The sequence below is a fragment of the Ramlibacter aurantiacus genome (genome assembly GCF_016722895.1).
Lineage (GTDB): Bacteria > Pseudomonadota > Gammaproteobacteria > Burkholderiales > Burkholderiaceae_C > Ramlibacter > Ramlibacter aurantiacus.
In genome coordinates, this window is record NZ_JAEQNA010000002.1 from 174,225 (window position 1) to 200,222 (window position 25,998).

Below are 25,998 nucleotides of genomic sequence, written 5' to 3' on the forward strand. Positions count from 1 at the left end.
TCGGCCGGGGGCCGCAAGGTACAGTGCGAGGCATTGTGACAGAAACAGGTTCCCGCCTGCGCCGGGGCTGGAACCCACGCACCGGTCGCCGCGCACCGACGCCGGCGGCAGCTGCGCCAGCCCGAATCCCTGATGAAAGTTGTTGTGATCGGCGCCGGGCCCGCAGGCCTGGCGGCCGCCGAAGTGCTGTGCTCGAACGGCGTCGCCGTCGAGGTCTTCGATGCCATGCCGTCGGCTGGACGCAAGTTCCTGCTCGCGGGTCGAGGTGGCTTGAACCTCACCCATTCCGAGCCCCTCGAGACCTTCCTCTCGCGATACCGGCCGCGCAATCCGCTGCTCGATCGCGCCGTGCGGAGCTTCGGTCCGGATGCGTTGCGGGACTGGTCCGATGGGCTGGGCGTGCCGACCTTCGTGGGCAGCTCGGGCCGCGTGTTCCCGCGCGACTTCAAGGCGGCGCCGCTGCTGCGCGCCTGGCTCCACCGCTTGCGCGCGGGTGGCGTGGTGTTCCACATGCGGCAACGCTGGCTGGACCTTGGCGAGGATGGGCGATCGGTCCGGCTCGCCGCGCCGGACGGTGAACGAACGGTTCGCGCCGATGCGGTCGTGCTGGCCCTGGGCGGCGCGAGCTGGCCCCGGCTGGGATCGGATGGTGCCTGGCAGTCCGTGCTGCAGGCGCGAGGAATCGCCCTGCGGCCGCTGGTGCCGGCCAACTGCGGCTTCGATGTGCCGGGCGGCTGGAGCGGGCATTTCGCATCGCGCTTCGCAGGACAGCCGTTCAAGTCGGTGGCGGTGGAGGTCGAAGGGACTCGGCGGCTCGGCGAATTCGTGGCGACGGAATCCGGCATCGAGGGCAGCCTGGTCTACGCGTTCTCCGCCGCGCTGCGCGATCGCATCGCCAGCGAGGGCCACGCCACGCTGCGACTCGATCTGCTGCCCGCCCGCAGCTTCGAGCAGGTGCTGTCCGAGGTGTCGCACCCACGCGGCTCGCGCTCGCTCTCCAGCCACCTCAAGAGCCGCCTCGGGCTCGAAGGCATCAAGCTCGGCATCCTGCACGAGCGGCTGTCCCGGGAGGCTCTGCACGACCCGATGCGCCTGGCCGGATCCATCAAGTCGCTGGCCCTGCGCCTGGCGGCGCCACGGCCGATCGAGGAGGCCATCAGCAGCGCCGGTGGCGTGTGCTTCGAGTCCCTTGACGAGCACTTGATGCTGCAGGCCCTCCCGGGTGTGTTTTGCGCGGGCGAGATGCTGGACTGGGAGGCGCCCACTGGCGGCTACCTGCTCACCGCCAGCATCGCCACCGGGCGCCTCGCGGGAACCGGCGTGCTGCGCCACCTGGGCCGTGCCTAGAACTGCACCTTGTAGTAGATGCTGACGCGGCCGTTGCGCCTCGCCAGCGATAACTTCGCGCCGTTGTCCAGTTGGACGCCCAGCAGGTCACGCAGGGACAAGCTGCGCTCGGGCGGCATCTGCATTTCGACGCGGGCGCCGTAAACGCCAGGCTCGTCGGCCACCCCGCGGTCCGCATCGCCCGCGTGCCGCAAGCGACGCCAGAGCTGGGCCTGCACCGGCTGCCCGGCCACAGGTTCGCCACGCCACTGCAAACCCAGCTTCAATCCTTGAGCGCCAGCGGCACCCGACGCGCGTGCACGCTCCGCCCAGTCCACGGATCCCGCCCGCGCCGGTGCGGGCTCGTTCGCCAGCAGCAACTCGATGCTCGGAAAGCGTTGCGGCTCGGCATCCGCCATCGCGCCGGCCATCGGTCCCACGAGCAGCACGATGCCAAGGGCTGCATTCCGAAAGCGTGCGGCCTCCCTTCGAGAACATTGGCCGGCTTGATGCTGCACCGTTTCCATGTTGTCAACCTCCCTGCTGGAACTCAGCGTAGGCCGGCGGCCCGTGGGTGCAGGTGGGAGCCAGGCGCGGGCGCTTGTAGTCGACCTTCGATCCGCAAGGCGGCTCTGCGCCTACCATCGCGACGGGCCGCCGCTGGGCGTCGGCTCCATCGACATCAACAACGAAAAGGAGTGTCCATGAACCTCTCGACCCTCTTGGCGGCGGCCCTCGCCGCGCTCGTCCTGGGCGCCTGTTCCAGCGTCGAACTCGGCCCGTCCCAGGCCACGGCACTGGCCACCTTGCGACCCACCGCCGGCAACCAGGTGAGCGGCGTGACCCGCTTCACGCAGACGGCGGGGGGCTTGCGCCTGTCGGGCGAAGTGCGCGGCCTGGCCCCCGACAGCGAGCATGGCTTCCATGTGCATGAGCGAGGTGATTGTTCCGCCCCCGACGCCATGAGCGCCGGCGGGCACTTCAACCCGGGCGGGGCACCACACGGCGGACCCACCACCCCTGCCCGACACGCCGGCGACCTGCCCAACCTGCGCGCCGACGCCCAGGGCGTGGCGCGCATCGACACGCTGTTGCCGGGGCTGACGGTGACGGCGGGCCCCGCCAGCGTGGTGGGGCGGGCGCTCGTCGTGCACCGCAACCCCGACGACTATCGCAGCCAGCCTTCCGGCGACTCGGGCGCACGGGTGGCCTGCGCCGTGATCAGCCGCAGCTGACCCGATTCCACCCGCACTGAAGAGCATCTTGCGCCGGCCGTGGCTGGCTTGTGCCTGGCGCGGTGTTCCCCTACGCTGGGGGCCCGCGCAGCCTTTCGCAACCGCGGTGTGCCGCGGGGCACGAGGAGACAAGCCATGCCAAGCCTATCCAAGCCCGGCACTGCCGCGGTCCGCACCCTGGCCCTGGTCGGACCCGCCGCTGCCGGGAAGACCAGCCTCGTGGAGGGCCTGCTCCACGCCACCGGCGCGATCGGCGCCGTGGGCAGCATCGAGAAGGGCACCACGGTCAGTGACTCCGACCCGCTCGAGCGGCGCATGCAGCACTCGCTCAATACCTCGGTCCTGCATCTCACCCACGGCGACACCCGCATCCACCTGATCGACACACCCGGCGCGCCCGACCTGCTCGGGCAGGCCTTGCCGGCCCTGGAGGCGGTGGAGACCGCGGCCGTCGTCATCAGCGCCACGACCGGCATCGAGCCCATGGCGGTGCGCATGATGGAGTACGCCGCCAGCCGGCGGCTCGATCGGCTGGTGATCGTCAACAAGATCGATGCCGGCGCCGACCTGCCTTCGCTGCTGGCAGACATCCAGTCGGCATTCGGCCGCGAGTGCCTGCCGGTCAACCTGCCCGCCGACGGCGGCAAGCGGGTGGTCGACTGCTTCTTCAGCCGCGAGGGCGGCGCCGACTTCTCTTCGGTCGAGGACGCGCACCGGGCGTTGGTCGAGCAGGTGGTCGAGGTCGACCCGGAGTTCGTCGAGCGCTACCTGAACGACGGCGACGTCGACGCCAGCGAGCTGCACGCGCCACTGGAGCAGGCGCTGCGCGAAGGACACCTGATTCCCGTGTGCTTCGTCTCGGCGCGCACGGGAGCGGGCATCCCGCAGCTGCTCGATGTGATCGACAAGCTGCTGCCGAATCCCACCGAGGGCAACCCGCCGCAGTTCCTCGAAGGCGAAGGCGAGGCCGCCCGTCCGATCGAGGCCAAGCCCGATCCATCGCGCCATGTGCTGGCGCACGTGTTCAAGGTGACCGTGGATCCGTACGTGGGCAAGATGGGCATCTTTCGCATCCACCAGGGCACGATCGGCAAGGACAGCGAGCTCTACGTCGGCGACGGCCGCAAGCCCTTCAAGGTCGGCCACCTTTTCATGCTCCAGGGCAAGGACCACGTGGAGGTGGCGAGCGCCGGGCCAGGCGACATCTGCGCGGTGGCCAAGGTCGAGGAGTTGCACCACGACGCGGTGCTGCACGATGCCGCCGAGGACAACCACATCCACCTCAAGCCACTGGCCTTTCCCGTGCCGGTGCACGGGCTGGCCATCTCGCCCAAGCGACGAGGCGACGAGCAGCGCATGTGGGACATCCTGGGCAAGCTGATCGATGAGGACCCGTGCCTGAAGGTCGAGCGCGATGCGTCCACCCACGAGACCATCGTCTACGGACTTGGTGAGCTGCACCTGCGCATGCTGCTGGAGCGGCTGCGCGAGGTCTACAAGCTGGAGGTCGACACCAAGCCGCCGCGCGTGGCCTACCGGGAGACCGTCACCGCCGCGGCCGAGGGCCACCACCGCCACAAGAAGCAGACCGGCGGTGCGGGCCAGTTCGGCGAGGTGTTCCTGCGCGTCGAACCGCTGGCGCGCGGGGCCGGTTTCGAGTTCGTCGACCAGGTGAAGGGTGGCGTGATCCCCACCCAGTTCATGCCTGCGGTCGAAAAGGGCGTACGCCAGGCCATGGACACTGGCGTGATCGCGGGCTACCCGGTGGATGACGTGCGTGTCGTGGTGTACGACGGCAAGCACCACAGCGTCGACAGCAAGGAGATCGCCTTCGTCACCGCGGCCCGCAAGGCCTTCATGGCGGCGGTGCGCGAGGCACGGCCGGTGGTGCTCGAACCCGTGGTCGACGTGGAGATCACCGCACCAGAGACCGCCATGGGCGACATCACCGGCGACCTGTCCGCCCGCCGCGGCCAGGTCAGCGGCACCAGCCACGTGGCTGCGGGCCAGGTGGTGGTGCGCGGGCAGGCTGCCTTGTCCGAGCTGATCGGCTATCAGTCACGGCTGAACGCCATGACGGCGGGGCAGGGTCGCTATACGCTGGCGCTGTCTCACTACGACCCGGTGCCGCCCCACGTGCAGCAGCAGCTGGTGTCGCAGCACCAGGTGCGCGACGAGGACTGACCGCCGGCCCCGGCTGACCCGCCGGGCGTGCGGTCGAAGCCGGCTTGCCTTCGGGCAAATCCGGGTATGGACGCGCACGGGCGTTCATACACTCGCTGGGTTTCACTCCACCTATCGTTCCTCGAAACGGAACGAATGCGAGGCCCGATTGCTGTCCTATGCCGAAGCCGACCCCGACCACCAGGGGCCCATGCCATTCCCCGCGGCGGAGCGCTATGCATGCACCGTCATGGACTGGTCTCGCCAGGTCCCCCTGGACGGGTTGCACGTGCAACGGGACGTGAGCTACGGGCCCCACCGACTTCAGCGCTACGACGTCATCGCTCCCGCGCAGGTCCGCGATGCGCCGGTGGTCGTGGTCTGGCATGGGGGAGGCTGGACCAACGGCTACCGCCAGTACAACCATTTCATGGCGCCCATCCTCACGCGAATGGGTTGCGTGATGATTTCGCCTTCGTACCGGCTGGTCGACCAGGCGCGCCTTCCCGCCGCCTTCACGGACAGCATGGACCTGCTGGCCCACCTGGCGTCCCATGTCCACGCCTACGGCGGTGACGCGCAGGCGATGTTCCTCAGCGGGCATTCCGCCGGCGGCCACCTGGCGGCGCTCGCCACGCTGCGCGGGCCCGATTCCCGGCGCGGCGAGACGCCGCAGGGGCGCATCCGGGCTTGCCTGCCGATCAGCGGCATCATGGATTTGCAGCACCCGGCCCCACCAGCCGGGAGCCTGGAGGAGCGGGTTTACACCCGCGTGCTGGAGCGCCCTGAACTCGATGCCGTGCTCAGTCCCATCTGCTGGGCGGCCGGCAACCGGGTGCCGTTCTCGCTGTGGGTGGGCGAGCACGACAGCGAGCGGGTCCGTCGTTCCAACACCCGGCTGCACGAGCTGCTTGCGCTGCAGCCGGGCGGCAGCGAGCTGCACGTGATGCCGGGGCGGGACCACTTCGAAACCCACCTGTCCCTGCGCGACCCGCAACACCCCTGGTACACGCGGCTGGCCCGCTGCATCGGCGAATACCGGTGAGTGCGGTGATCGATCCATTGCCCTGATTTCCAGAGCGTTTTCCCTTCCCACAACAGGAGCTGTCATGCCCATCGCCCGCCGCCGTGCCCTTGCCACCCTCGCTGGCCTCACCGCCAGTGCCGCCTTCGGGCCGGCTTTCGCGCAGGCTGCCTACCCGAGCAAGCCCATCACCATCGTCGTGTCGTACCCCCCGGGTGGCGACACCGATGCCCTGGGCCGGCTCTACGCCGAGAAGCTCTCGCAACGCTTCAACCAGACCGTCGTCGTCGAGAACCGCCCGGGCGCGAGCGGCACCATCGGCAACGCCCACGTCGCCAAGGCACCCGCCGATGGCTACACGCTGCTGTTCACTCCCAACACCATCTCCATCGCCACCCTCGTGGTGAAGTCCGGGCCCAGCGGCCCGGCCTACGACGTGCTCAACGACTTCACGCCCATCATCCAGGCCGGCAGCCAGTCGCTGTTCCTGGTGGTGAACACGTCCACCGGCGTGAAGAACGTCAAGGAGCTGGTGGAAGCGGCCAAGTCGGGCAAGATCCGCAGCTACGCCAGCCCGGGCAGCGGCTCGCCCATGCACATCCTGGGCGAGACCTTCAACAAGGCCGCGGGCATCAAGCTCCAGCAGGTGCCCTACCGCGGCAGCGGCCCGGCCATCGTCGACCTGGTCGGTGGCCACATCCCCTTCATGTACACCACGCTCGGCCCGGTGGCGCAGCACATCCAGTCGGGCAAGCTGGCCGCCATCGGCGTCGCCGACCCCAAGCGCTCACCGCTCATGCCCAACGTGCCCACGTTGGCCGAAGCAGGCTACCCCGACGTGATCGTCGGCGCCTGGCAGGGCCTCATGGGTCCCAAGGGCCTGCCGCAGAACGTGGTGCGCACGCTCAACACCGCCATGAACGACATCATCAAGATGCCCGACGTGGTGACGCGCATGACGGCCCTGGCGCTGGTGCCGGTGGGGGGTGAGCCGGCTGCGCTGGGCCGCATCAATGCGGACGACCATCAACGCTACGCCAAGCTGATCAAGGAATTCAACATCAGCGCCGAATAAGCGGCTCCACGATCGACCCGGGCCGGCCCTGCATGGCCGGCCTTTTTCATGGCCCGACGGGTCGGCCTTCGGTACCAGCCCGCGACAACTTTTACCGCTGCTCAACCAGCTGGGCGCGTTTCTAATCGGGTCATCCGTTCTCTCCTGAAAGGTACATCCGCATGCCCATTGAAGATATCGGCCCCAAGCCCCAGTCCTTCGACCTCGAGCAAGAAACGGTTGACAACCGCAACTACCGCACCGTGGCGTGGAGTGGTCGTTACCTGCAACTCACCTTGATGTCGATCCCGCCGGGGGGCGACGTCGGGCTGGAGATGCATGCCGACACCGACCAGTTCTTGCGCCTGGATGGTGGCCGCGGCCGCGTCCAGATGGGGCCATCCAGGGACAAGCTCAGCTTCGACCAGGAGGTCTCGGACGGCTGGTGCGTCATGGTGCCGGCGGGCACCTGGCACAACGTCACGAACACCGGCGACGAACCCATGCAGCTGTACGCGATCTACGCTCCGGCCCACCACAAGCCCGGCAAGGTGCATCGCACGGCGGAAGAAGGGGAGTCGGATACCGACGACGAACCGGCCGACTGGTCGGTGCAGCCGGTGCCGCTGAAGCCGGACCAGCACGGCTGACGCGCTGCGGGCCCGAGAAGAAAAGAAGTTGACGAGCCTTACCCCCGGCACTGGCTCCACAGTTAGGGCTGCTTGGTTCCCCACCTGACCCGTTTGGCCGCTTCACCATGCGGGGAGGCCCGTCAGGCGCGATTGTAGGCGAGGCCGTGAGGCCTTCGGACTGAAAGGCTCCAAGGGCGCGACCTTAGAATCGCGCCCCATGTCCTACCTCGTGCTCGCCCGCAAGTACCGTCCCAAGACGTTCAGCGAAATGGTGGGCCAGGAGCATGTGGTGCAGGCGCTTTCCAATGCGTTGACGCAGCAGCGGTTGCACCATGCGTACCTTTTCACCGGCACCCGCGGCGTGGGCAAGACCACCGTATCGCGGATCCTGGCCAAGTCGCTGAACTGCCAGGGGCCGGACGGGCAGGGCGGCATCACCGCGCAGCCCTGCGGCGTGTGCCAGGCCTGCACCGACATCGATGCCGGCCGCTTCGTCGATTACACCGAGCTCGACGCCGCCTCCAACCGTGGGGTGGACGAAGTGCAGTCACTGCTGGAGCAGGCCGTTTACAAGCCGGTGCAGGGCCGCTTCAAGGTCTTCATGATCGACGAGGTGCACATGCTCACCGGGCATGCGTTCAACGCCATGCTCAAGACGCTCGAAGAGCCGCCCGAGTACCTCAAGTTCGTGCTCGCCACCACCGACCCCCAGAAGGTGCCGGTGACCGTGCTGTCACGCTGCCTGCAGTTCAACCTGCGGCCCATGGCGCCCGAGACGGTGCAGGAGCATCTTGTTCGGGTGCTGGAGGTCGAGGGCGTGCCGGCCGATGCCGGCGCCCTGCGGCTGCTGGGTCGCGCCGCCCGTGGGTCGATGCGCGATGCGCTGTCGCTGACCGACCAGGCCATTGCCTTCGGCAGCGGCCGCGTCGAGGAAGCCGCGGTGCGCCAGATGCTCGGGAGCGTGGACCGCAGCCATGTGTTTCGGCTGATCGAGGCGCTGGCTCAGGGCGATGGCCGCAGCGTGGTCGAGACCTGCGAGCAGCTCCGGCTGCACGGTCTGTCCGCCGGTTCCACGCTGGAGGAGATGACCGCGGTGCTGCAGCGGATGGCGGTGCGGCAGGCGGTGCCTGCCGCCGGCGACGACTCCGATCCCGAAGCGCGTGAGATCGGGCGGCTGGCGCAATCGCTGCCGGCCGACGAGACCCAGCTGCTGTATGGCATGTGCCTGCACGGTCGTGCCGAGCTCGGGCTGGCGCCCGATGAGTACGCGGCGCTGACCATGGTGTTGCTGCGGCTGCTCGCCTTCAAGCCGGGAATCGCCGCAACGCCACCGGCACCGGCTGAAAAAAAAACTTCGCATGAACCCTTGAGGCCGGCACCGGGGGCGCCAGTCGTCCAGCGGGTGGCCGAGCCGGCGCCGCAGCCGGGCAGCCAGCCCGCGCCGCCATCCTCCCGGCCGGCGCAGGCGCCGCCCGCACCACAGCCCCTTGCCCGCGCCGTGCCGGCGGTGGATGCGCCCGCCGGCCAGGTGCTGCCTGTCGTCGAGTCGCAAGCGCAGACGGTGCGCACGGGCAAGCCGCCGTCGGATGGCCGCCCCGCCTCGCCGGTCTTGACGGTTCCGGTTCGCGTGCAGTCCGAGCCGGCGCGCGAACTCGCGCTGGGCCAGCGCAGCGCCACCGACTACACCCCCACCGAGGACGGCGACTTCTGGTACGCCACCGTGCAGCAGTTGGTCGCCGCCGAGGCCGTCACGGCCCTGGTGCGCGAACTCGCGCTGCAGTCGCAGTTGGTCGCCCGTGACACCGATCACTGGCTGCTGCGCATCGAGCGCGAATCGCTGAACCAGTCGAGCACCCGCGAGCGCCTTCAGGCGGCCTTGCAGGCGGCCGGCTTCGGGGTCACGCTGGGCGTGGAAATCGGGGTCGTCACGGACAGCCCGGCACGGCGCAATGCGCGTGCCGCCGCCGAGCGCCAGCGCGCCGCCGAAGAACTGATCCAGGCCGACCCCTTCGTGCAGCAGATGATGCGGGACTTTGGGGCCAAAATCGTTCCTGGCAGCATCAAACCGGTCTAGAGGTCCTCCCGAAGCGGCCTGTCGGCCGCCTCCCCGAGGGCGCAACCGGCGGCCCGGCGAAGCCGGCTCCGCGGTGGCCCTGAAACGGTCTACCGCTGCGCGGTGGCCTGGGACGGCGTTCGGTGTGCGACACAGCGTTTTTCGATCAACCGACTTAAAGAGGAATTTTCATGTTCAACAAGGGACAGCTCGCCGGGCTCATGAAGCAGGCGCAGGCCATGCAGGACAACCTGAAGAAGGCCCAGGAGGAACTGGCCACCATCGAGGTCACCGGCGAGTCCGGCGCGGGCCTGGTGAAGGTGACCATGACTTGCAAGCACGACGTCAAGCGCGTCGAGATCGACCCCAGCCTGCTGGCCGACGAGAAGGACATGCTGGAGGACCTGGTCGCCGCGGCCTTCAATGCCGCCGTGCGCAAGGCCGAGGAGACCTCGCAGGAGAAGATGGGCAAGCTCACCGCAGGCATGCCGGGCCTGCCCGGCGGCATGAAGCTGCCCTTCTGAGGGGCGGCCTGCGCGCGTGTCCAGCAACAGCCTGCCCGCCCTGATCGACGCCCTGCGTCGCCTGCCCGGCGTCGGCCAGAAGAGCGCCTCGCGCATGGCCTACCACCTGCTGCAGCACGACCGCGAAGGCGCGCAGCTGCTGGCCCAGGCGCTGCAGCAGGCGGCCAGCCGCATGCGCCACTGCAGCCAGTGCCACACCTTCACCGAAGACGAGGTGTGCGATACCTGCCGCAATCCGCAGCGTGATGCCAGCAAGCTCTGCGTGGTCGAAACGCCGGCCGACCAGGCTGCACTGGAGCGCACGGGTGCGTTTCGCGGCCTGTACTTCGTCCTCATGGGCAAGCTCAGCCCGCTCGATGGCATCGGCCCCAAGGACATCGGCCTGTCCCGCCTGTTCGAGCGCGCGACCGACGGGCGTGTGCAGGAAGTCATCGTCGCGACCAATTTCACGGCCGAGGGCGAGGCGACCGCGCACGTGATCGGCGAGGCACTGAAGGCCCGGGGACTGAAGGTGACGCGCCTCGCGCGCGGCGTGCCCGCCGGCAGCGAACTCGAGTACGTCGACCTGGGCACCATCGCCCACGCATTGGTCGATCGCCGTTGACCCGATCGGCCGAGCGCTGCGGTCGTGCAGTGGCCGTGAATGGATTCACGGTCGCCACAGGTGAAAACCCCAAGGGGGTCGGTCCCGATGACGGCTGAGGGGGTGGCGACTAACCTCGCGCCATGCCCAGCGCCCCCGTCCTCACTCGCCGTGCCTTCACCGGCGCGGCCCTGCTCGCAGCGGCCGCCGTCGGCAGCCCCGCGCTGCGGGCGCAGGGTGTGCGGCTCGAAAAGCCTCGGGTGGCGATCAGCGTGGCCAGCAAGTCGGCCTTTCCGGAGCTGCCGCTGACGATCGCCATGCAACTGGGCTACTTCCGCAACGAAGGCCTGGAGCCGGAGATCATCGAGCACGGCACCGCGCCGCGCGCCCTGCACGACGGGCTCGCGGCTGCGCCAGACATCCTGTGCGGCCCCTTCGAGCACGTGGTCGGCCTGCAGGCGCGTGGACAGGCCTTCCAGGCCTTCGTGCTGCAGGGGCGGGCGCCCCAGGTCGCCATGGGTGTCTCCACCCGAGCGCTGCCGATCTACCGCACCGTGGCCGACCTGCGCGGTCGCCGCATCGGCATCGCCACGCCCGATTCCTCCAGCACCATGGTGGCCCGGTTGGTCCTGGCGCAGGGGGGGCTGGAACCCAACGACGTGCAGTTCGTGAGCCTGCCCACCAGGGACGCCCTCGCCGCGTTCCGCGCCGGGGACATCGACGCCATCAGCCATGGCGATCCGCTGGTCACCCAGCTCGAGCAGCGGGGCGAACTGCGGATCATCAGCGACACCCGCACGCTCAAGGGCACGCACGAGGTCTTCGGCGGGCCCATGCCCGCCAGTTGCCTCTATGCCTCGCACGATTTCGTGCAGAAGCACCCGGCCACCTGCCAGGCGGTGAGCAATGCGCTCGTGCATGCGCTCAAGTGGCTGCAGACGGCAGGCCCCAGCGACATCATCCGCACGGTGCCCGAGTCGTACTTCCAGGGCGATCGGGCGGTTTACCTCTCGGCCTTCAACCGCGTGCGTGAAGCCATCTCGCCCGACGGGCTGATTCCCCCCGACGGCGTTCGCACGGCGGTTCGCATCCTGGCGGTGTTCGACCCCGCCGTCCGGCCCGACCGCATCGACCCTGCCCGCAGCTTCACCAACGACTTCGCGCGCCGCGCCAAGGACCGGTTCAACGCCTGAAGCCCGCGCGCCGGCGCTCCTTCAAGCCGGCTCTTTCGTCCGCTCGAACACCAGGTCCCACACCCCGTGACCCAGCCGCAGGCCGCGGTTCTCGAACTTGGTGAGCGGCCGGTAATCGGGGCGGGGCGCGTAGCCCTCCGTCGTGTTGCGCAGCAGGGGTTCGGCACTCAGCACCTCCAGCATCTGTTGCGCGTAGTGCTCCCAGTCGGTGGCGCAATGGATGGTGCCGCCGGGGCGCAGGCGCTCGGCCAGGCGGCGCACCAGCGGCGGCTGGATCAATCGTCGCTTGTGGTGCCGCAGCTTGTGCCAGGGGTCGGGGAAGAACACGTGGACGCCCGCCAGCGAACCCGGCGCGAGCATCTGGTCCACGACCTGCACCGCGTCATGCGGCACGATCCGGATGTTCCCCAGCCCCTGCTCGCCAACGCGCTTGAGTAGGGCACCAATGCCGGGCTCGTGCACTTCGCAGCACAGGAAGTTCTTCTCGCCCATGAGGCCGGCGATGTGGGCCGTGGCTTCGCCCATGCCGAATCCGATTTCAAGGATCGTGGGCGCCTCGCGGCCGAAGGTGGCCGGGAGGTCCAGAACTTGCTCCTGGAACGGGATGATGAATCGCGGCCCCAAGGTTTCGAAGGCTCGGGCCTGCCCGGTCGTGGTGCGGCCGGCGCGACGCACGAAGCTGCGCACCGCCCTGGGGTGCTCGACGCCCGGAAAGGGCGCGGGTGAGGGTAGCTCTGACATGGACGTGATTGTCACGCGCGCAGGGAATACCCGGCCCTTCAGCTTGGAACCACTGAAGAGGTGTACAGACTCATCGGCGTAGCAAAACGGCTCATTCATTCGCCACGCCATGACCACCATCCGCTTCGAAGCCTTTTGCCAGCGCGTCTGCGACGCCATGGGAGTGGAACTTCCGGGATCGCTGGCACAGGATCCCCTGCCTCCTGCGATCACGCTCACCTTCGAGGGGGTCGAGATCGGGCTGATCCAGGCCTCGTTCACGGACGACGAGCACGCCATCTTGCTGGTCGAGTTCGGGCCCTTGCCGACAGGTCGGGAACGCGAAGCCTGCGAGGTGCTGCTCGGGGCCAACTTCCTCATGATGGGCACGCAGCCGCCGGTGTTTTCGATGCACCCGGAGACGGGCTCCGTTTATTTCCACCACGGTTTCCGGCTGACCGACGCCGATCCGGCGCAGGTCCAGGCCCAGGCGCACGAGATGGTGGCGGCGGTGCAGCGCTGGCGCAGCGGCGAGTTCGTGCTGGCCGGTGGCTTGGGCGACGAGCAGGCGCCATCCGTGCTGATGGCCGCCGTCGGCACACGGGCCTGACGGGGGAGACGCAATGAACGGCCTGCCGCGTTCGTCGTCAACCTCATCGTTCGAATTCAGCTGGCCCCGATACTGGGACAACTCACGGCGAGACTCGGTCTCCGAATCCACGCAGCCCTCCGAGCGGGCAGAACCGGCAGAGCCGGCGGAGCCGGCCGGGCCGCACGACGCGCCGATCCAGGTGCGGGCCGGCCCACCGGGCCTGCAGAACGCACAGGCGGCTGCCCCGGTCGACGTCGAGCCGCCTGAAGCCCCCCGGGCTCGCCGCTGCCTGTCCCTCGCCTCGCTCGGGCGGTCGCTGTGCTGGGGAACAGCGGTCGCCTTGGCCGGTGGCGTGCAGCAGGGCATCTCGCAAGGCGTGGGTGGCGCCGCCAGGGTGGCGGTGCAGACCGGGCTCGAGTGGGTCGCCAGCCAGGGCTTCGTCGGCGCTGCGGGTGCGGCGATCGGCAGCCTGCTGTTGATGAGCCGCTTGACATTTCCTGCAGTCGATCGGGCCAGCGAGTTGATCACCAACACCGTCGCTGTCTGTTGCCGGCGCGGCGTGCCGTTTTCCAGCAAGACGGTCGACCGAGTGGCCTTGGGCGTGAAAAGCCTCGCGCTCACTTCGATGGGGGCTCCGCCAGTGATCGCCTGGCTGCGTGACCCGCAGCAAGGGCTCGCGCTGGGCACCATGCTCCTCGTGTTCCAAATGGGTCGTACGGTACAGAACATCGTCAGGGACTACACCACCCACACCACCAAGTACGCTCTTGGCGGTGGGGCGGAGTTCTTGATTCCCGGGGAGGACGGACAGCCGGACATCAAGTTGAAACGTGGCGATGCCGCCTATGGCGAGGTCTTGCTCCAGCCCTCGACCATGTGGTTGCGCACTGGCCTGACGCTGTCCACGTATGCCGTAGGCATTTACCTGCTCAACAAGCATTTCGCCAGGCAGATGGAAGACGCGCTGGATGTCGAGCGCAGTGGGTTCGGGCAATCGGACGACGTCGCGGGCATTGCCCGGAAGTACGCGGCCCACGCCGCCATGTCATCCGCCATTGAAGCGCTGGACCAGGTGACGCGGACCTACTGCCAGGTGGTGACGGCGTGGAGTCGCGGGGCCGAAACCCGAATGGCGTGGCCCGAACGGCCAAAGTCCTTTGGCGAGCTCCTCCAGCGGCTTCCCGTCGACGCCTACGACGCCTGGGCGGTCCGATTGTTCAATGCACTGTTCAGCGTGGACATCGAGCGGGCGGTCAGCCGCCTGCGTGGCGTCACGAGCAACCCTTACATGCTCGCGGGAGGGCTCGCGCCCACCGACTTCAGGGGAGCGGTGATCGAGGCCGGTCAGCACCATGAAAAGAGATGGGCGGCCACGCAACGCACCCTGGCCGACGAGGCTCGATGGCAGCGCTTGCAGGATCGGGTGGATGAGGCCGTCGACGAGCTGCTGCGGCCTCACTGGCGCGCGCTCTTTGCCGCCAGTCCGCCGCAAGGAGCCGACCGCCCGCGGGCGGCCGTGGCGGCGTCGCCCACATCCTTGCTTCCATCGAATTTTTCGTCGGCGGCATCGAGCGGCCAGGGCATCGGCGTCTTCGACGACGCCGAACGACGACCTTTTCAGTCCGCGCCCAACTTCCAGACGCTGCGCTCGGGTGATGACAAGCGCCAGCGCAGCCCCAGCGCATCGGATGAGGAGTCTTCACGTGGGCGAGCACAGGCATCTCGCGTGTCCGAGTCCAAGCATGGGCCTGGCATGTTGCGTATCCAGTCCGCCCCCCAAGGCCTGTCGGCGATTGATGCCACGCGAGCGCGCCAAGGCGCGGTCGATGACGGCTCACCCGTTGCGATCCCGGAGTACGGCGACGGGGCCGATGGGCCCTCGCTCATCACGTTCGCCGCGGGCGGCCCGGCCGAGCCCAGCGGCAGCCTCGCTGCTCAGGCGCAGCCGCGGCCTTCCAGTCCGTCGTCGGAAGAGCTCATGGAAGACGGCGAACTGTTGACCGCGCGCGACTTCGCCACCTCAGGCACGGACCCTGCCGACCCGGACTCGGGGCGCGATTCGGCTACGCCGGTCCGGATGCATCGTCCAGAAACCGCTCGAAGGCACTGACCGCCCCGGGCAGCCAGCCGGGCTGCGTCGCCTCGAGGCGAATGCCCAGGACCTTTGCCGCGTCCTGCAGCGCCTGGGCAGGGTCCGACAGGTCCAGCGGTGCGGCGCCGTTTTGCTTGGACAGCTTCTCTCCATCAGCCCCCAGCACCAACGGCGTGTGCAGGTAGACCGGCGTCGGCAGCCCCAGCGCACGCTGCAGCAGGATCTGCCTTGGCGTGTTGTCCGCCAGGTCCTCCCCGCGCACCACGTGCGTGATGGCCTGATGGGCATCGTCCACCACCACGGCCAGCTGATACGCCCACAGCCCGTCGGCGCGCCGCAGCACGAAGTCGCCCACCTCGGTGGCCACGTCCTGCTGCTGCGGCCCCAGCCGCCGATCGTTCCAGTGCACCGGCGGCGTACCTTCGGTGTGCAGCCGCCAGGCCCTGGCGGGCCGCCCGCCCGTGCCGTGGCGGCAGGTGCCCGGATAGACCAGCTCGCCGTGACGGGTGCGCGGCCGGCCCGCCGCCCGCAGCGCCTCTTCGATGTCCTTGCGCGAGCAGGCGCACGGGTAGGCCTGTCCCGCGGCCACCAGCCGGTCCAGCGCCTGCTGGTACAGCGCTCCGCGGGTCGATTGCCAGACCGGCGGCTCGTCGGGCACGAGGCCGCAGGTCGCCAGCTGCGAGAGGATGACCTGGTCGGCGCCGGGTACGCAGCGCGGCGTGTCCACGTCCTCGATCCGCACCAGCCACTGGCCGCCGTGGGCCCGCGCGTCCAGCCAGCTGGCGAGCGCGGCGACCAGTGAGCCGGCGTGCAGCGGCCCAGTGGGCGATGGCGCGAAGCGCCCGCGATAGGCCGCCGCCATGGGGGTCAGAGGGTGGCCAGCGCCAGCTCCAGGCCGGAGACGAAGGCGTCCTCGACCCGATGGCCCAGGCACCAGTCGCCGCAGGCGCCCAGGCCGAGCGCGGCGTCACGCAGGTGGCTGCGGCCCAGCGGCACATGGGTCTGGGCATGGCGCCAGCGGACCACCTGCACGTCACTGGGTTCGGCGCGGATGCCGGTCACCTCGGCGAACCCGCGCAGGAGCTTGGCGGCCACGCGCGGGCCATCGTCTTCCAGGTGCTCGGCCGACCAGTTGGAGCTGGCCTGCACCGTCCACCGCTCGATCGGCGCGCGTCCCGGCTTGGACGACTCACGCGAAAGCCAGGCGATGCGGTGATGGCTGCTGGAGGCGGCGTTCCACTGCGGCCCGATGCGGCCGGCCGGTTGCGCGTTGGGGAAGGCGAGCATCAGCGTCCAGCAGGGCGTGATGTGAACCTGTTCGAGCTGGGTCACCAGCTCGGGCGCGAGCTCCGAGCCCCGCAGCAGCTGTGCCGCCTGCGGCGCGGGCACCGCCAGCAGCACCTGGTCGAACACCTCGTTGCCATCCGTTTCGCCGCCTGCGCCCTCGCAGGCCAGCCGCCAGCGGCCGCCCGAACGCGCGGGCTCGATCCGCAGCACCCGGGTCCCCAGCCGCAGCCGGCCGGCGGCCTGCAGCGGTTCGGCCCAGGCCCGGGGCAGGGCATCCATGCGGGGCTGGCCCACCCAGCGCGACTCGGGCCGCTGCGACACCTCGGCCACCCGGCCATGGGGGTCGAGCACCCGCACGGCGCGTGCGCTCCAGGGCTTGCACAGCCCCGGGTGCAGCTTGAGCACGCGGGCGAACCGCTCGTCGCGGACGGTGAAGTACTGCACCCCGTGGTCGAAGCTGCCGAAGGGGGAGTCGAGGCTGCCCATGCGGCCTCCGACGTGTTCTTCGCGCTCGAACACCGTCACCTCGTGGCCGGCCTGGACCAGCGTGCGTGCGCAGGCCAGCCCGGCAATGCCGGCGCCGACGACCGCGACCCGTCGCGTTCGCGAAGCCTCGGGCTGCGGCACCTCCTCGGAGGCGGTCTGCAAGACGGCGGCTGCGGCTTCGAGGGCTTCGCCGGTGGAGGAATCTGAACGATTGCGGGTGGAGCGCTGCATGGCGGGGGATTGTGGCACCAGGCCAGGGCGTGGATGAGGCAGCCAGTGAGGCCTGGCGATCGCGGGGCCCCCCGGCCGCGCGCCGGGGCCCTACATTCGGGGGTTCCGGCGCGTGCCGCCATCGATCAGCCAGAACAGGAAAGTCGCATCCATGGTGTCCATCGCGGTCGTCTACCACTCGGGCTACGGCCACACCCAGCGGCAGGCCCAGGCGCTGGCCGACGGGGCGGCGGCCCGCCTGGTCGCCATCGACGCGGACGGCAACCTGCCCGCGGCCGGCTGGGACGAGCTGGCCGCGGCCGATGGGATCGTCTTTGGCGCGCCCACCTACATGGGCGGGCCCAGCTGGCAGTTCAAACGCTTCGCCGACGCGTCGTCCAAGGCGTGGTACGCGCAGGCCTGGAAGGACAAGGTCTTCGGCGGCTTCACCAGCAGCTCCAGCCCGGCGGGCGACAAGGCCGGCACGCTCGACTACTTCTTCACCCTGGCCATGCAGCACGGCGGCCTCTGGGTCGGCAACGGCATGATGCCCTCCAACAGCAAGACCGCGCAGCGCGAAGATCCCAACTGGCACGGGCTGTGGCGCGGCGCCGTGGCCACGACGGCGATCGACGCCTCCTCCGGCGAGATGTCGTCGGCCGACCTGGAGATGGCGCGCCAGTACGGCGAGCGCCTCGCCCAACTCACCGCGCGCCTGGCGCGCTGAAAGGCTTCACGTGGACCCCTTGCAAACCTTGCCCGGCGCCGAGAAAGACCTCGGCGGCGGCTTCATCGTCCGGCGCTACCTGCCAGCGGCGCGGCGGCGCACGGTGGGGCCGTTCATCTTCTTCGACCACTTCGGGCCGGTGACCGAGCAGCCGGGCCAGTTGCACGACGTGCGCCCGCATCCCCACATCGGGTTGGCCACCGTCACCTACCTGTTCGAGGGCGCGATGATGCATCGCGACAGCCTGGGCAGCGAACAGTTGATCGAGCCCGGCGCCATCAACTGGATGAGCGCCGGTCGCGGCATCGCGCATTCCGAGCGCCGCCCCGCTTCGCTCCATGACAGCAGCTTCGTCAACCATGGCCTGCAGCTGTGGGTGGCGCTGCCCCGCGCCCAGGAGGAGGGCGATCCGTCGTTCACGCACACGCCCGCGCGCGACATTCCTCGGCTGAGCGTGCAGGGCGTGCCGGTGCGGCTGCTGGTGGGCGAGGCCTTCGGCGATCGCTCGCCGGTGCGACCCGCCTCGACCACGCTCTACCTCGATCTCGACCTCGCGGAAGGCCAGGGGCTGGAGCTGCCGCCGCTGGTGCGCGAGCGCGCGGTCTACGCGGTTCAGGGCGGCCTGGTGGTGGACGGCCAGCCGGTGCCGGCCGGTCGCATGGCGCTGCTGGCCGAGGGCCAGGCCGCTCGCCTGCAGGGCCATGGCGGCCGCACGCGGGCCGTGGTCATCGGCGGCGAGCCGCTGGACGGGCCGCGCCACATCTGGTGGAACTTCGTGCACAGCAGCCCAGCCCGCATCCAGCAGGCAGCCGCGGACTGGGAGGCCGGCCGCTTCGCGCCGGTGCCGGGCGAAACCGAGTTCATCCCGCTGCCCGAGAAGCGCTTCGTGGCGCCTCCGGCGCCGGAGGGCGGCGGCGCCGAGCCGCAGTATCTCTAGGGGCTACGGACCAGGGGCTGGGGGCTCGGGGAAGGCAGCGCACCGGGGAACTCCCCGACTCCTACCCCCTAACCCCTGTTTCACTGCGGCACCTGCAGGCCCAGCGCGTTCGCCAGGGCGGCGGTCGGCAGGGATCCTTCGCGCACCACGAGTTCGCCACTCACGGCATGGTTGGCCACGATGGTGGGCACGCTGCCGAAACCGTAGCGGTTCATGAGGGCGGTGTTGGCGGCCACGGCCGCCTTCTGCGCATCGATGTTGTCCCCCGCGGGAATGCCGCCCTGCTTGGCCGACAGCGAGGCCTCATGGCGGTCCATCGCCTCCACCGGGTTCGGCGAGGCCAGCAAGGTCGCGCCCTGCAGCGTGCTGTTGGGGTTCATCAGCCCCACCGGAATCCAGATGAAGCGCGCCTGCGAGCGCAGCGGCTTGGCGGACTGCCACAGCGCCGCGCAGTGGGGGCATTGCGGGTCGAAGAAGACGAACACCCGCCGCACATTCATTTCGGAGCCCACGGTGAAGCCCTTGGCTTCGGCGGCGATGGCCTGGATCGAGACCGGCTGGGCCGCCGCCGCGGCGGGCTTGTCGCCAGCGGCGGTGGGAGAGGGACGGTCGCTGCAGGCGGCGAGGCCGGCACACACCAGGACAGCGGAAAGGAGGCGGGTGAGAGTGTTCATCGGGACTTCACGAAATCAGGTGGGCGCAAACATACCAGACGGCCCGGCGCCGGCCCCCGTGGCGCATGCCCAGCGCCGACCCCGGTCGAGGATCGGCCCTCAGTCGTAGCTGAACCGGTAGATCAGGTCCACCGAGGTGCGCTCGCCCGCCTGCGCACGCAGGGTCAGGCGCTCGGTGACGTCGTAGAACACGAACAAGGTGCCCAAGGCGCTGGTGAGGCTGCGCTCATAGCTGGCATACAGGTTGTTCGCGATGCGCCGGCCGACCACGAAGGCGGCGCCGGCCGTCTCGTCGCGCCGCACCGAGAGCTCGTCGAGGCCGAACATGCCGGCCAGACCGCCGCCGCCCCCACCGCCACCCGGCCCCTTCTGGCTCAGCAGGGCGAGGGCCGCCCGCTGCAGCAGCGCGGCCTCGGCGCCGCCGCTGGCCGAGGACCGCCCCAGCACCAGCATCGACAGCTTCTCGGCTTCGGTCATCGCGGTGCTCGAGTACAGCCGGATGTCGGGCGCCTGCGCGGTGCCGCTGACCAGGACGCCGACCTTGGGTTCCAGGCGCGGGCGCACCGCCAGCACGTCCAGCGCCGGGTTGGTGGCCGGCCCGGTGAAGCGCAGCACGCCGCGCTCGATCTCCAGCCGCTGGCCGTAGGCGGCGAACTCGCCGTCGACGACGCGGATCTCGCCGTTGACCTGCGGGTCCGACACGTCGGTGCCGCTGACCCGCAGTTGGCCGCGCAGGCCGGCGTCGATGCCGCGGCCGCTGACCCGGGTGTCGTTGCCCAGGTCGATGTTGACCGCCATCCGGAAGGGCCGCCCGTTGCCGTTGGCCGCGCCGGCGTCCCCCACCAGCTGGACGCCGGGAGGCAGGTTGAACACCACCACGTCGTCGCCGAGCTCCGGCGCCGTTTCGTCGGGTGCGACGATGCGGGCGCGGTCCACGCGCAGGTCGCCGGTGATCTCCACGCCGTCGGGACCGAGCTGGGCCCGGGCGTCGCCGGAGACGGTCACCTGCCGGTCGCTGCGGACGCTGGCCCGCAGCCGGTCCAGGCGGGCCCGCAAGTCCAGCTGCAGCCCCTGCGGCCCGCGCTCGGCCGACCCGGTCGCCCGCAGCGTGCCGGCATCGGTGCCGGCGCCGCGAAAGCTCAGCTCCTCGAAGACCACGCGCTGGCCTTGCAGCAGCGCGCGCAGCCGGCCGTCCTGCAAGGCGATCCCGTCCACCACCGACCGCACCCCCAGGTCCTGCGCGGTGATGACGCCCTCCAGGCGCGGATCGCCGACCGTACCCGCCAGCCGCACGTCGGCCTCCAGGGACCCGCGCACGCGCCAGCCGGGCGGCGCCAGCACCGACCAGGCGCGCAGCGTCGGCAACTGCGCCTGCACGCGCCCGTCCAGCGGCGCCTGGGGTGGCAGCTGCCAGCCCAGCGCGCCGCCTTCGGACAAGGTGGTGCGCACCTCGCCGCTGAGGTTGCCCGCCCGTTCGCTGTCGAACTGCAGCGACCCTCGCAGCTGGTTGCCCTGGCTGGACACCTGCAGCCGGGCCTGCCGGATGCCCGCGGGCACGCGCTGGGTGGTGCCGCCCGCCGTTTCGGCGAGCACGGTGAGGTCGCCGCCGCTGCGCTCCACCGTCGCCTGCAGGGCCAGGGTGTCCGCGAGGCGGGCCTGCCATTGCGCGCGCAGCTGCAGGTCGCCGGTCACCAGCGAACCCAGCACGTCGCTGCCCGAGAACAGGTCCACCAGCGCCAGCGACAGCTCCTCGGCCTGGCCGGAGGTCTCGATGACCGGCCGGTCCGGCAGCTCCCAGCCGACGGGGCCGCCGCGCACCAGCCGTGTCGACGCGCGCGCCTGCACCCGGCCCGCGCGGCTGCTGTCGAATTCCAGCCCCAGGCGCACCTGGGGGCCGTCGTTTTCCAGGGTCACCCGGGCCCGCCGGATGCCCAGCGCCAGCCGGGGTGCGCCGGCGGTCGGGCCTTGGAACGTCAGGTCGCCGCCCGTGTGTTCGATGGTGGCCTGCAGCCGCAGCGGGTCGGCCAGGTTGGCATCCCATTGGGCGGCGAACTGCAGGTCACCGCTGGCGCGGGGACCCAGCAGGTCGGTGCCGGTCAGCATCTGCACCAGCGACAGGGACAGCCCGGTGGCGCGGCCCGTGGTGGTCACGGGTGGGTCCGGCGGCAGCTGCCAGCCCAAGGCCCCCCCGGGCACCAGTCGGGTCGACGCGGTGGCCTCGACCTGGCCGGCGCGCTCGCTGTCGAACTGCAGCTGCGCGCGCAGCTGCCGGTCGTCGGTTCGCAGGTTCAACTGCAGCTCGCGGATGCCCGCCTGCGTGCGTGCCGGGCCGCTGCGGGTGCTGGGGTTCTGCAGGCTCAGGTCGCCTGCGGTGCGACGCAGCGAGGCCTGCAGCCGGGGCTGGCCGTCCAGGCGCAGCTCCCACTCCCCAGCGAACACCAGGTCGCCGGCGATGCGGGGGGCGAGCGGGTCCTGCCCGGTGAACAGGCGGACCCACGACAGCGGCAGGTCCTGCACCTGCCCGCTGGTGCTCAGCTGGCCCGGCTCCCAGCGGGTGGGGCCCCAGGCGAGGCGTGCCTGGGTCCGGCGCGGAGTGCTGGGGGCGGACACGGTGGCGCTACCGGCACCGACCTGCACGGGACCCTCCGGCTGCCAGCGGATCGTCACCGATTGCGGCGGCATGGCGAGCTGCCATTCCCCGGGGGCGGCACCGATGCCGCTGACGGCCGCCTGCAGCCGCTGCAGCTCGAGAGCCACGCCGGGTGGATTCCCCTGCAGGCGGCCGGCGGCGTCCAGGCGGGCGCGCACCGGCTCCTGCAGCACCTGTGCCTGAAGCTGCACCCGCGCATCGCGCAGCGGCCCGTCCACCAGCAGCCGCGCGGAAGGCACCTGCAAGGGTGGGGCTTCTCCATCGGTTGACAGGCTGACCCGGGCCAGCTCGAGCCGTCCCCGCAGCTGCGGGTCTTCCCAGCCGCCGCGCCAGGTCAGATCCAGGCTGGACTGGCCCGTCAGCCGGGGAATGGTGTCAGGCGGCACCAGCGGCAGCGCGCGCAGCCAGCGGCTCGCCTGCTCCAGGTCGGTGGCCTGGGCCTGCAGCTGGCCGCCTCCGCGCCGCGCGGCCACGGTGCCGTCCAGGCTTGCGCTCAGCCCCGGGATGCGCAGCGACAAGCGGCCTTGGCCGCTGCGTTCTTCCAGCCTGGCCGTGAGGGTGCCCTGCAGGCGGGCATCCTGCGTCAGCACGTCCAGGTCGGCCAGTTCGAGCACGCCGTTCGAGAAGCGCCCCGAGCCGATCACCTGGCGAAGGCGCAGCGCCCGCAGCAGGCCCGTCCAGTCGGCCGGTGCGGCGGCGCTTGCGGCCGCCGGCCGGGCCGGTGGAGAGCCGGCGTCGGCCAGGGTGGCGGGCGCGCCGCGGCCCGGCGCCTCGCGGGTACGCAGGTCCACGTCGAAATCCAGGGCGTCGGCGCTCTGGGCGGCCTTCAGCTGGCCGCTGAGCGGATCGGACGCCAGGTCGCCGTGGAGGGCAGCCGGATCCAGGTTCTTCAAGCGGGTGTCGACCCGCCAACCCTGGGTCGGGCTCCAGCTTCCCTCGCCGGTGGCCGTGCCGTCGCCGACCTGGGCCTCGAAGCGCGGCACCCGCAGCCCGGCGTCGGCCTGCCATTCGCCTTGTGCCGACAGCCGCGACAGCGGCAGCAGCTGGCGGTCCCAGGGACCGGCGCGGGCATTGTCCAGGCGGGCCTGCGCGGTCCAGCCGCTGCCGGCGGGCCGCAGTTGCACGTTGCCCTGCAATTGGGTGGCCGGGGCCCCGGGCACCAGCTGCGACAGGTCGATGTTCTGCACCTGCGCCTGCGCCTCCCCGACCGGCGCATCGGCCCAGGGGGTCACGCGGGCGCTGAGGTCGGCGGCCGGCGTGCCCTGGGCCGGGTCGCCGCCCGCCGGTGGCGGTCCGCGCAACTGCGCTTTCGCCACGAAGCTTGCCAGCGGACCTTCGGCCGATGCCTCGAAACGCAGCGGGAAAGAGGGTGCCTGCCCCGGCAGCGGCGGCTGCACCTCCCCCTGCAGCCGTGCCTCCAGGGGCATCTCGCCCTGCGCCCCGAGTTGCAGGACGCCGCGTACGCGGGCGTTGTCATGCTCGGCGTTCCGCAGGCGCAGCTGGTGCTCGTCGCCGGCGTAGCGGTAGCTGCCGGCGATCTGGCGCACCTCGATGGGCGTGGCACCTTGCCAGCGCAGCCGGCCCACCACCAGCTCGTCGATGCTCAGCCCCAGCCCCCAAGGCAGCCTCAGGTCCTGCGGGGGCTCGCCGGACGTCGGCTGCGGCGGGCGCTCGTCGACCACCTCGACCGACTCGGCGCGCAGCCGGTCGATCTGCAGCCGTCGACCCAGGAGGGCCAGCACGTCCCAGCCCACGTCCAGGCCGCGCACCGTGACGGTCAGGCCGTCCTGTTCCCAGCGCAGCTGGCGGGCCTGCACGCCTTCGCGCAGGTTGCCGGTGGCCTGCTCCACCTGCAAGCCGGGCGGCATGCGCCGCAGCGCCCAGTCGAGCGAGGCCGGCGTACCGCTCCACCACCAGGCCCAGGCCAGCGCGATCAGGAGCAGGGCGACCAAGGCCGTCGTGACCCAGCCGGTCCAGCGCAGCGCCCGTCGGACGGTTCCGGTCAAAACGTCACTCCCACGCTCAGGTGCAGCCGGAAGCGCTGGGTCTCCACGCCGTAGGCGACGCTGGCCTGCAGCGGACCGATCGGGCTGTTGTAGCGGACGCCGGTGCCCACCCCCAGCACGGGGTCGAGGTCGCCGGGCCTGTCGGCGACGGCGCCGGCATCGATGAACAGCGTGTGCTCCAGGTTGGTCGGCAGGTTGTTGCGCCGGATCGGGCGTAGCCATTCGACGCTGCCGACCAGGAGGTAGCGCCCCGGCGAGTCGGCGCCGCTCGCGCGGCGCACGCCGATGTCGCGGAAGCCGTAGCCACGCACGCTGGTATCACCGCCGGTGCGAAACAGCTGGGTGCCCGGCAGCTCGGCGTCGTCGGCGGCGAAGACGGCGCCGACCTCGCTGCGCAGCAGCAGTCGCGAGCTGGTGAACGGGAAGAAGGTCTGCCCCCTCAACACCGTGCGCTGGAAAGGCCGCCGGTTGCCGGTGAGCGTGAAGCCGGCGCCCAGCTCGGCCGCCACGCCCCAGCCTCGGGTGGGAAGGGTGAGGCTGTCGAAATAGCGCCAGCTCACGATGTAGTTGGCCATGAGCGCGCTGCCGGCACCCGATTCGGAGGCGGTCGCACCCGTGCTGTCCCGGACCGTGGCGCGGTCGAGCTCCAGGTAGGCCTCGCGGCTGATGCGGTTGCCCACCCGGATGCGACCGGCCCGCAGGCGCAGCGCCCGGGTGTCCTGCTCGTTCTCGTCCAGGGTGCGCGAGCCGCGCACAAGGCCGCTCCAGCGCCATCCGTCGGGATTGGGAATGGACAGCAGCTCGACTTCCGCGAAGGGCGCCGTGCGCTCGATGCGGGTGCGCACCTCGGTGCGCCAGTACGGGTTGGGAAAGCGGTTGTTGCGGTATTCCACGGAAGCCTGGGGACCGAGGTCGGTGGTCAGGCCCACGCCCAGCACCCAGCGGTGGATCGCGGCTTCGCGCACGGTCAGCTGCACCGGCGCGGCGCTCGGCGGCCCCTGCGGATCGACCACGATGAAGGCGCTGTCGTAATAGCCGCTGCCGGTCAGGCGCAGCTGTGCCTCGACGATCTCGGCGCGGTCGTAGACCGATCCCTCCGGCAGCCGCGCCAGGCGCTGCGCCACCAGCTCCGGGTAGCGGTCGGCGCCGGTCACCACCAGCGGACCGAGGGTGAACGCCGGCCCCGAATCGAGCCGCAGGCCCAGGCTGGCGCGCGACGCCAGCGCGTCGACCGCAGCCAGGCTGTAGCTCACCCGCGCCCGCGGATAGCGGCGCGCCAGCAGCACGTCCAGCGCCTCGTCCTTGGCGGACGACCAGCTCTCCTGGGTGAACGGCTCGCCCACCGGCAGCGGCCAATCGCGGCGGATGGTCTCGCGCTGTTCGGCCACTTCGGGTTCCGTGCTGCGGGCCACGTCGCCTTCGAACTGGATGTCGACCTGCTCGATGCGGGCCTGCTCGTTCAGCCCGACCTCGATCACCACCCGTGGCGGGGTGCGGTCGCGCTCGACGCGGATCCGCAGGTCCGGGTTGAAGTAGCCCTGCGTGGCCAGCAGCCGCCGCGCCTCCTGCTCGGCCTGCGCCACCAGGCGCTCGAGTTCGACGTCCTCGAGATCGGACACCTCCCGGTAGCGGCCCAGCGACAGGTGCTGCTCGAGCAGTTCGCGCTGGGCGTCCGGCGCGCGCACGTCGATGTCGAAGGCGGGGCGCCCCGTGTTCTCTGCCGGGGGCGCTGGCGCCTCCTGCGCCAACGCCGGCGCGAGTGCGGCCAGCGCGAGCGTTGCGACCAGCGTCAACGAGCGGGCAGGGCGGAGCCAGTCGCGCATCGGCAAT

The 25,998-nt window shown here is 70.7% G+C and carries 21 protein-coding genes and 1 other RNA gene; 14 read left to right on the forward strand and 8 right to left on the reverse strand.

The features are described from left to right. Positions 1-132 precede the first annotated feature (132 nt). Complete coding sequence (locus JI739_RS08645; RefSeq protein ID WP_201683488.1) at positions 133-1,347, forward strand: TIGR03862 family flavoprotein; 1,215 nt, start codon at positions 133-135, stop codon at positions 1,345-1,347. Here JI739_RS08645 and JI739_RS08650 read toward each other — a convergent pair. Further along, the gene (locus JI739_RS08650) at positions 1,344-1,775 is read right to left on the reverse strand and encodes a hypothetical protein (RefSeq protein ID WP_201683489.1); all 432 of its coding nucleotides are present in this window, start codon (positions 1,773-1,775) and stop codon (positions 1,344-1,346) included. The two genes, JI739_RS08645 and JI739_RS08650, sit on opposite strands and share 4 nt — an antisense overlap. A 255-nt stretch (positions 1,776-2,030) precedes the next feature. Between JI739_RS08650 and JI739_RS08655 the strand changes: the two genes are divergently transcribed. From JI739_RS08655 to JI739_RS08675, 5 genes are all read left to right on the forward strand, one after another. Continuing rightward, a complete protein-coding gene (locus JI739_RS08655; RefSeq protein ID WP_201683490.1) occupies positions 2,031-2,561 on the forward strand; it encodes a superoxide dismutase family protein in 531 nt (176 codons plus the stop codon). A 135-nt stretch (positions 2,562-2,696) separates the two neighbouring features. Continuing rightward, on the forward strand, positions 2,697-4,745 hold the full coding sequence (fusA, locus tag JI739_RS08660; protein WP_201683491.1) for an elongation factor G: 2,049 nt from the start codon (positions 2,697-2,699) through the stop codon (positions 4,743-4,745). Between the two features lie 190 nt (positions 4,746-4,935). Continuing rightward, a complete protein-coding gene (locus JI739_RS08665) occupies positions 4,936-5,769 on the forward strand; it encodes an alpha/beta hydrolase (protein WP_201683492.1) in 834 nt (277 codons plus the stop codon). A 64-nt stretch (positions 5,770-5,833) separates the two neighbouring features. Beyond that, on the forward strand, positions 5,834-6,823 hold the full coding sequence (locus JI739_RS08670; protein ID WP_201683493.1) for a Bug family tripartite tricarboxylate transporter substrate binding protein: 990 nt from the start codon (positions 5,834-5,836) through the stop codon (positions 6,821-6,823). Between the two features lie 161 nt (positions 6,824-6,984). Then, positions 6,985-7,452 (forward strand): cupin domain-containing protein, encoded by a 468-nt coding sequence (locus JI739_RS08675; protein WP_201683494.1) that lies wholly within the window; start codon positions 6,985-6,987, stop codon positions 7,450-7,452. Between the two features lie 27 nt (positions 7,453-7,479). Here the strand turns inward: JI739_RS08675 and ffs are convergent. Next, positions 7,480-7,576, reverse strand: an RNA gene (gene ffs / locus JI739_RS08680) — signal recognition particle sRNA small type. 75 nt (positions 7,577-7,651) lie between these two features. Between ffs and dnaX the strand changes: the two genes are divergently transcribed. The 4 genes from dnaX to JI739_RS08700 all read left to right on the forward strand — a co-directional run bounded on the left by dnaX (position 7,652) and on the right by JI739_RS08700 (position 11,787). Continuing rightward, positions 7,652-9,508: a DNA polymerase III subunit gamma/tau gene (gene dnaX, locus JI739_RS08685; RefSeq protein ID WP_201683495.1), complete on the forward strand. Its 1,857-nt coding sequence runs from the start codon at positions 7,652-7,654 to the stop codon at positions 9,506-9,508. Between the two features lie 170 nt (positions 9,509-9,678). Then, positions 9,679-10,011, forward strand: coding sequence for a YbaB/EbfC family nucleoid-associated protein (locus JI739_RS08690; protein ID WP_201683496.1), 333 nt, complete (start codon positions 9,679-9,681; stop codon positions 10,009-10,011). Between the two features lie 16 nt (positions 10,012-10,027). After that, on the forward strand, positions 10,028-10,615 hold the full coding sequence (gene recR, locus JI739_RS08695) for a recombination mediator RecR (RefSeq protein ID WP_201683497.1): 588 nt from the start codon (positions 10,028-10,030) through the stop codon (positions 10,613-10,615). Between the two features lie 122 nt (positions 10,616-10,737). Further along, entirely contained in the window at positions 10,738-11,787 is a 1,050-nt protein-coding gene (locus JI739_RS08700) for an ABC transporter substrate-binding protein (protein WP_201683498.1), read from the forward strand. A gap of 21 nt (positions 11,788-11,808) precedes the next feature. On the opposite strand, the gene trmB is transcribed toward JI739_RS08700, so the two are convergent. Beyond that, complete coding sequence (trmB, locus tag JI739_RS08705) at positions 11,809-12,528, reverse strand: tRNA (guanosine(46)-N7)-methyltransferase TrmB (protein WP_201683499.1); 720 nt, start codon at positions 12,526-12,528, stop codon at positions 11,809-11,811. Between the two features lie 109 nt (positions 12,529-12,637). Here trmB and JI739_RS08710 point away from each other — a divergent pair, with 109 nt between their 5' ends. Both JI739_RS08710 and JI739_RS08715 read left to right on the forward strand, forming a co-directional pair. Continuing rightward, positions 12,638-13,117 (forward strand): CesT family type III secretion system chaperone, encoded by a 480-nt coding sequence (locus JI739_RS08710; RefSeq protein ID WP_201683500.1) that lies wholly within the window; start codon positions 12,638-12,640, stop codon positions 13,115-13,117. A 13-nt stretch (positions 13,118-13,130) separates the two neighbouring features. Beyond that, positions 13,131-15,209, forward strand: coding sequence for a hypothetical protein (locus JI739_RS08715; RefSeq protein WP_201683501.1), 2,079 nt, complete (start codon positions 13,131-13,133; stop codon positions 15,207-15,209). Here JI739_RS08715 and gluQRS read toward each other — a convergent pair. Together gluQRS and JI739_RS08725 are read right to left on the reverse strand one after the other, a co-directional pair. Then, entirely contained in the window at positions 15,163-16,053 is an 891-nt protein-coding gene (gene gluQRS / locus JI739_RS08720) for a tRNA glutamyl-Q(34) synthetase GluQRS (RefSeq protein ID WP_201683502.1), read from the reverse strand. The two genes, JI739_RS08715 and gluQRS, sit on opposite strands and share 47 nt — an antisense overlap. A gap of 5 nt (positions 16,054-16,058) precedes the next feature. Then, positions 16,059-17,213 (reverse strand): NAD(P)/FAD-dependent oxidoreductase, encoded by a 1,155-nt coding sequence (locus JI739_RS08725; RefSeq protein ID WP_354003695.1) that lies wholly within the window; start codon positions 17,211-17,213, stop codon positions 16,059-16,061. A gap of 133 nt (positions 17,214-17,346) precedes the next feature. On the opposite strand from JI739_RS08725, the gene JI739_RS08730 reads away from it, so the two are divergent. Beyond that, positions 17,347-17,901 carry a flavodoxin family protein gene (locus tag JI739_RS08730; protein ID WP_201683504.1) on the forward strand — a complete coding sequence of 185 codons (555 nt, stop codon included), beginning with the start codon at positions 17,347-17,349 and terminating at the stop codon, positions 17,899-17,901. 10 nt (positions 17,902-17,911) lie between these two features. Beyond that, the gene (locus tag JI739_RS08735; RefSeq protein WP_201683505.1) at positions 17,912-18,838 is read left to right on the forward strand and encodes a pirin family protein; all 927 of its coding nucleotides are present in this window, start codon (positions 17,912-17,914) and stop codon (positions 18,836-18,838) included. Between the two features lie 80 nt (positions 18,839-18,918). Here the strand turns inward: JI739_RS08735 and JI739_RS08740 are convergent, their stop codons facing one another. From JI739_RS08740 to JI739_RS08750, 3 genes are all read right to left on the reverse strand, one after another. Beyond that, positions 18,919-19,512: a thioredoxin domain-containing protein gene (locus tag JI739_RS08740; protein WP_201683506.1), complete on the reverse strand. Its 594-nt coding sequence runs from the start codon at positions 19,510-19,512 to the stop codon at positions 18,919-18,921. Positions 19,513-19,611: 99 nt separating this feature from the next. After that, positions 19,612-24,168, reverse strand: a complete 4,557-nt coding sequence (locus JI739_RS08745; RefSeq protein WP_201683507.1) for a translocation/assembly module TamB domain-containing protein — start codon at positions 24,166-24,168, stop codon at positions 19,612-19,614. Beyond that, complete coding sequence (locus JI739_RS08750; RefSeq protein ID WP_201683508.1) at positions 24,165-25,991, reverse strand: autotransporter assembly complex protein TamA; 1,827 nt, start codon at positions 25,989-25,991, stop codon at positions 24,165-24,167. The genes JI739_RS08745 and JI739_RS08750 overlap by 4 nt, the downstream gene beginning before the upstream one ends. Between the last annotated feature and the right edge of the window lie 7 nt (positions 25,992-25,998).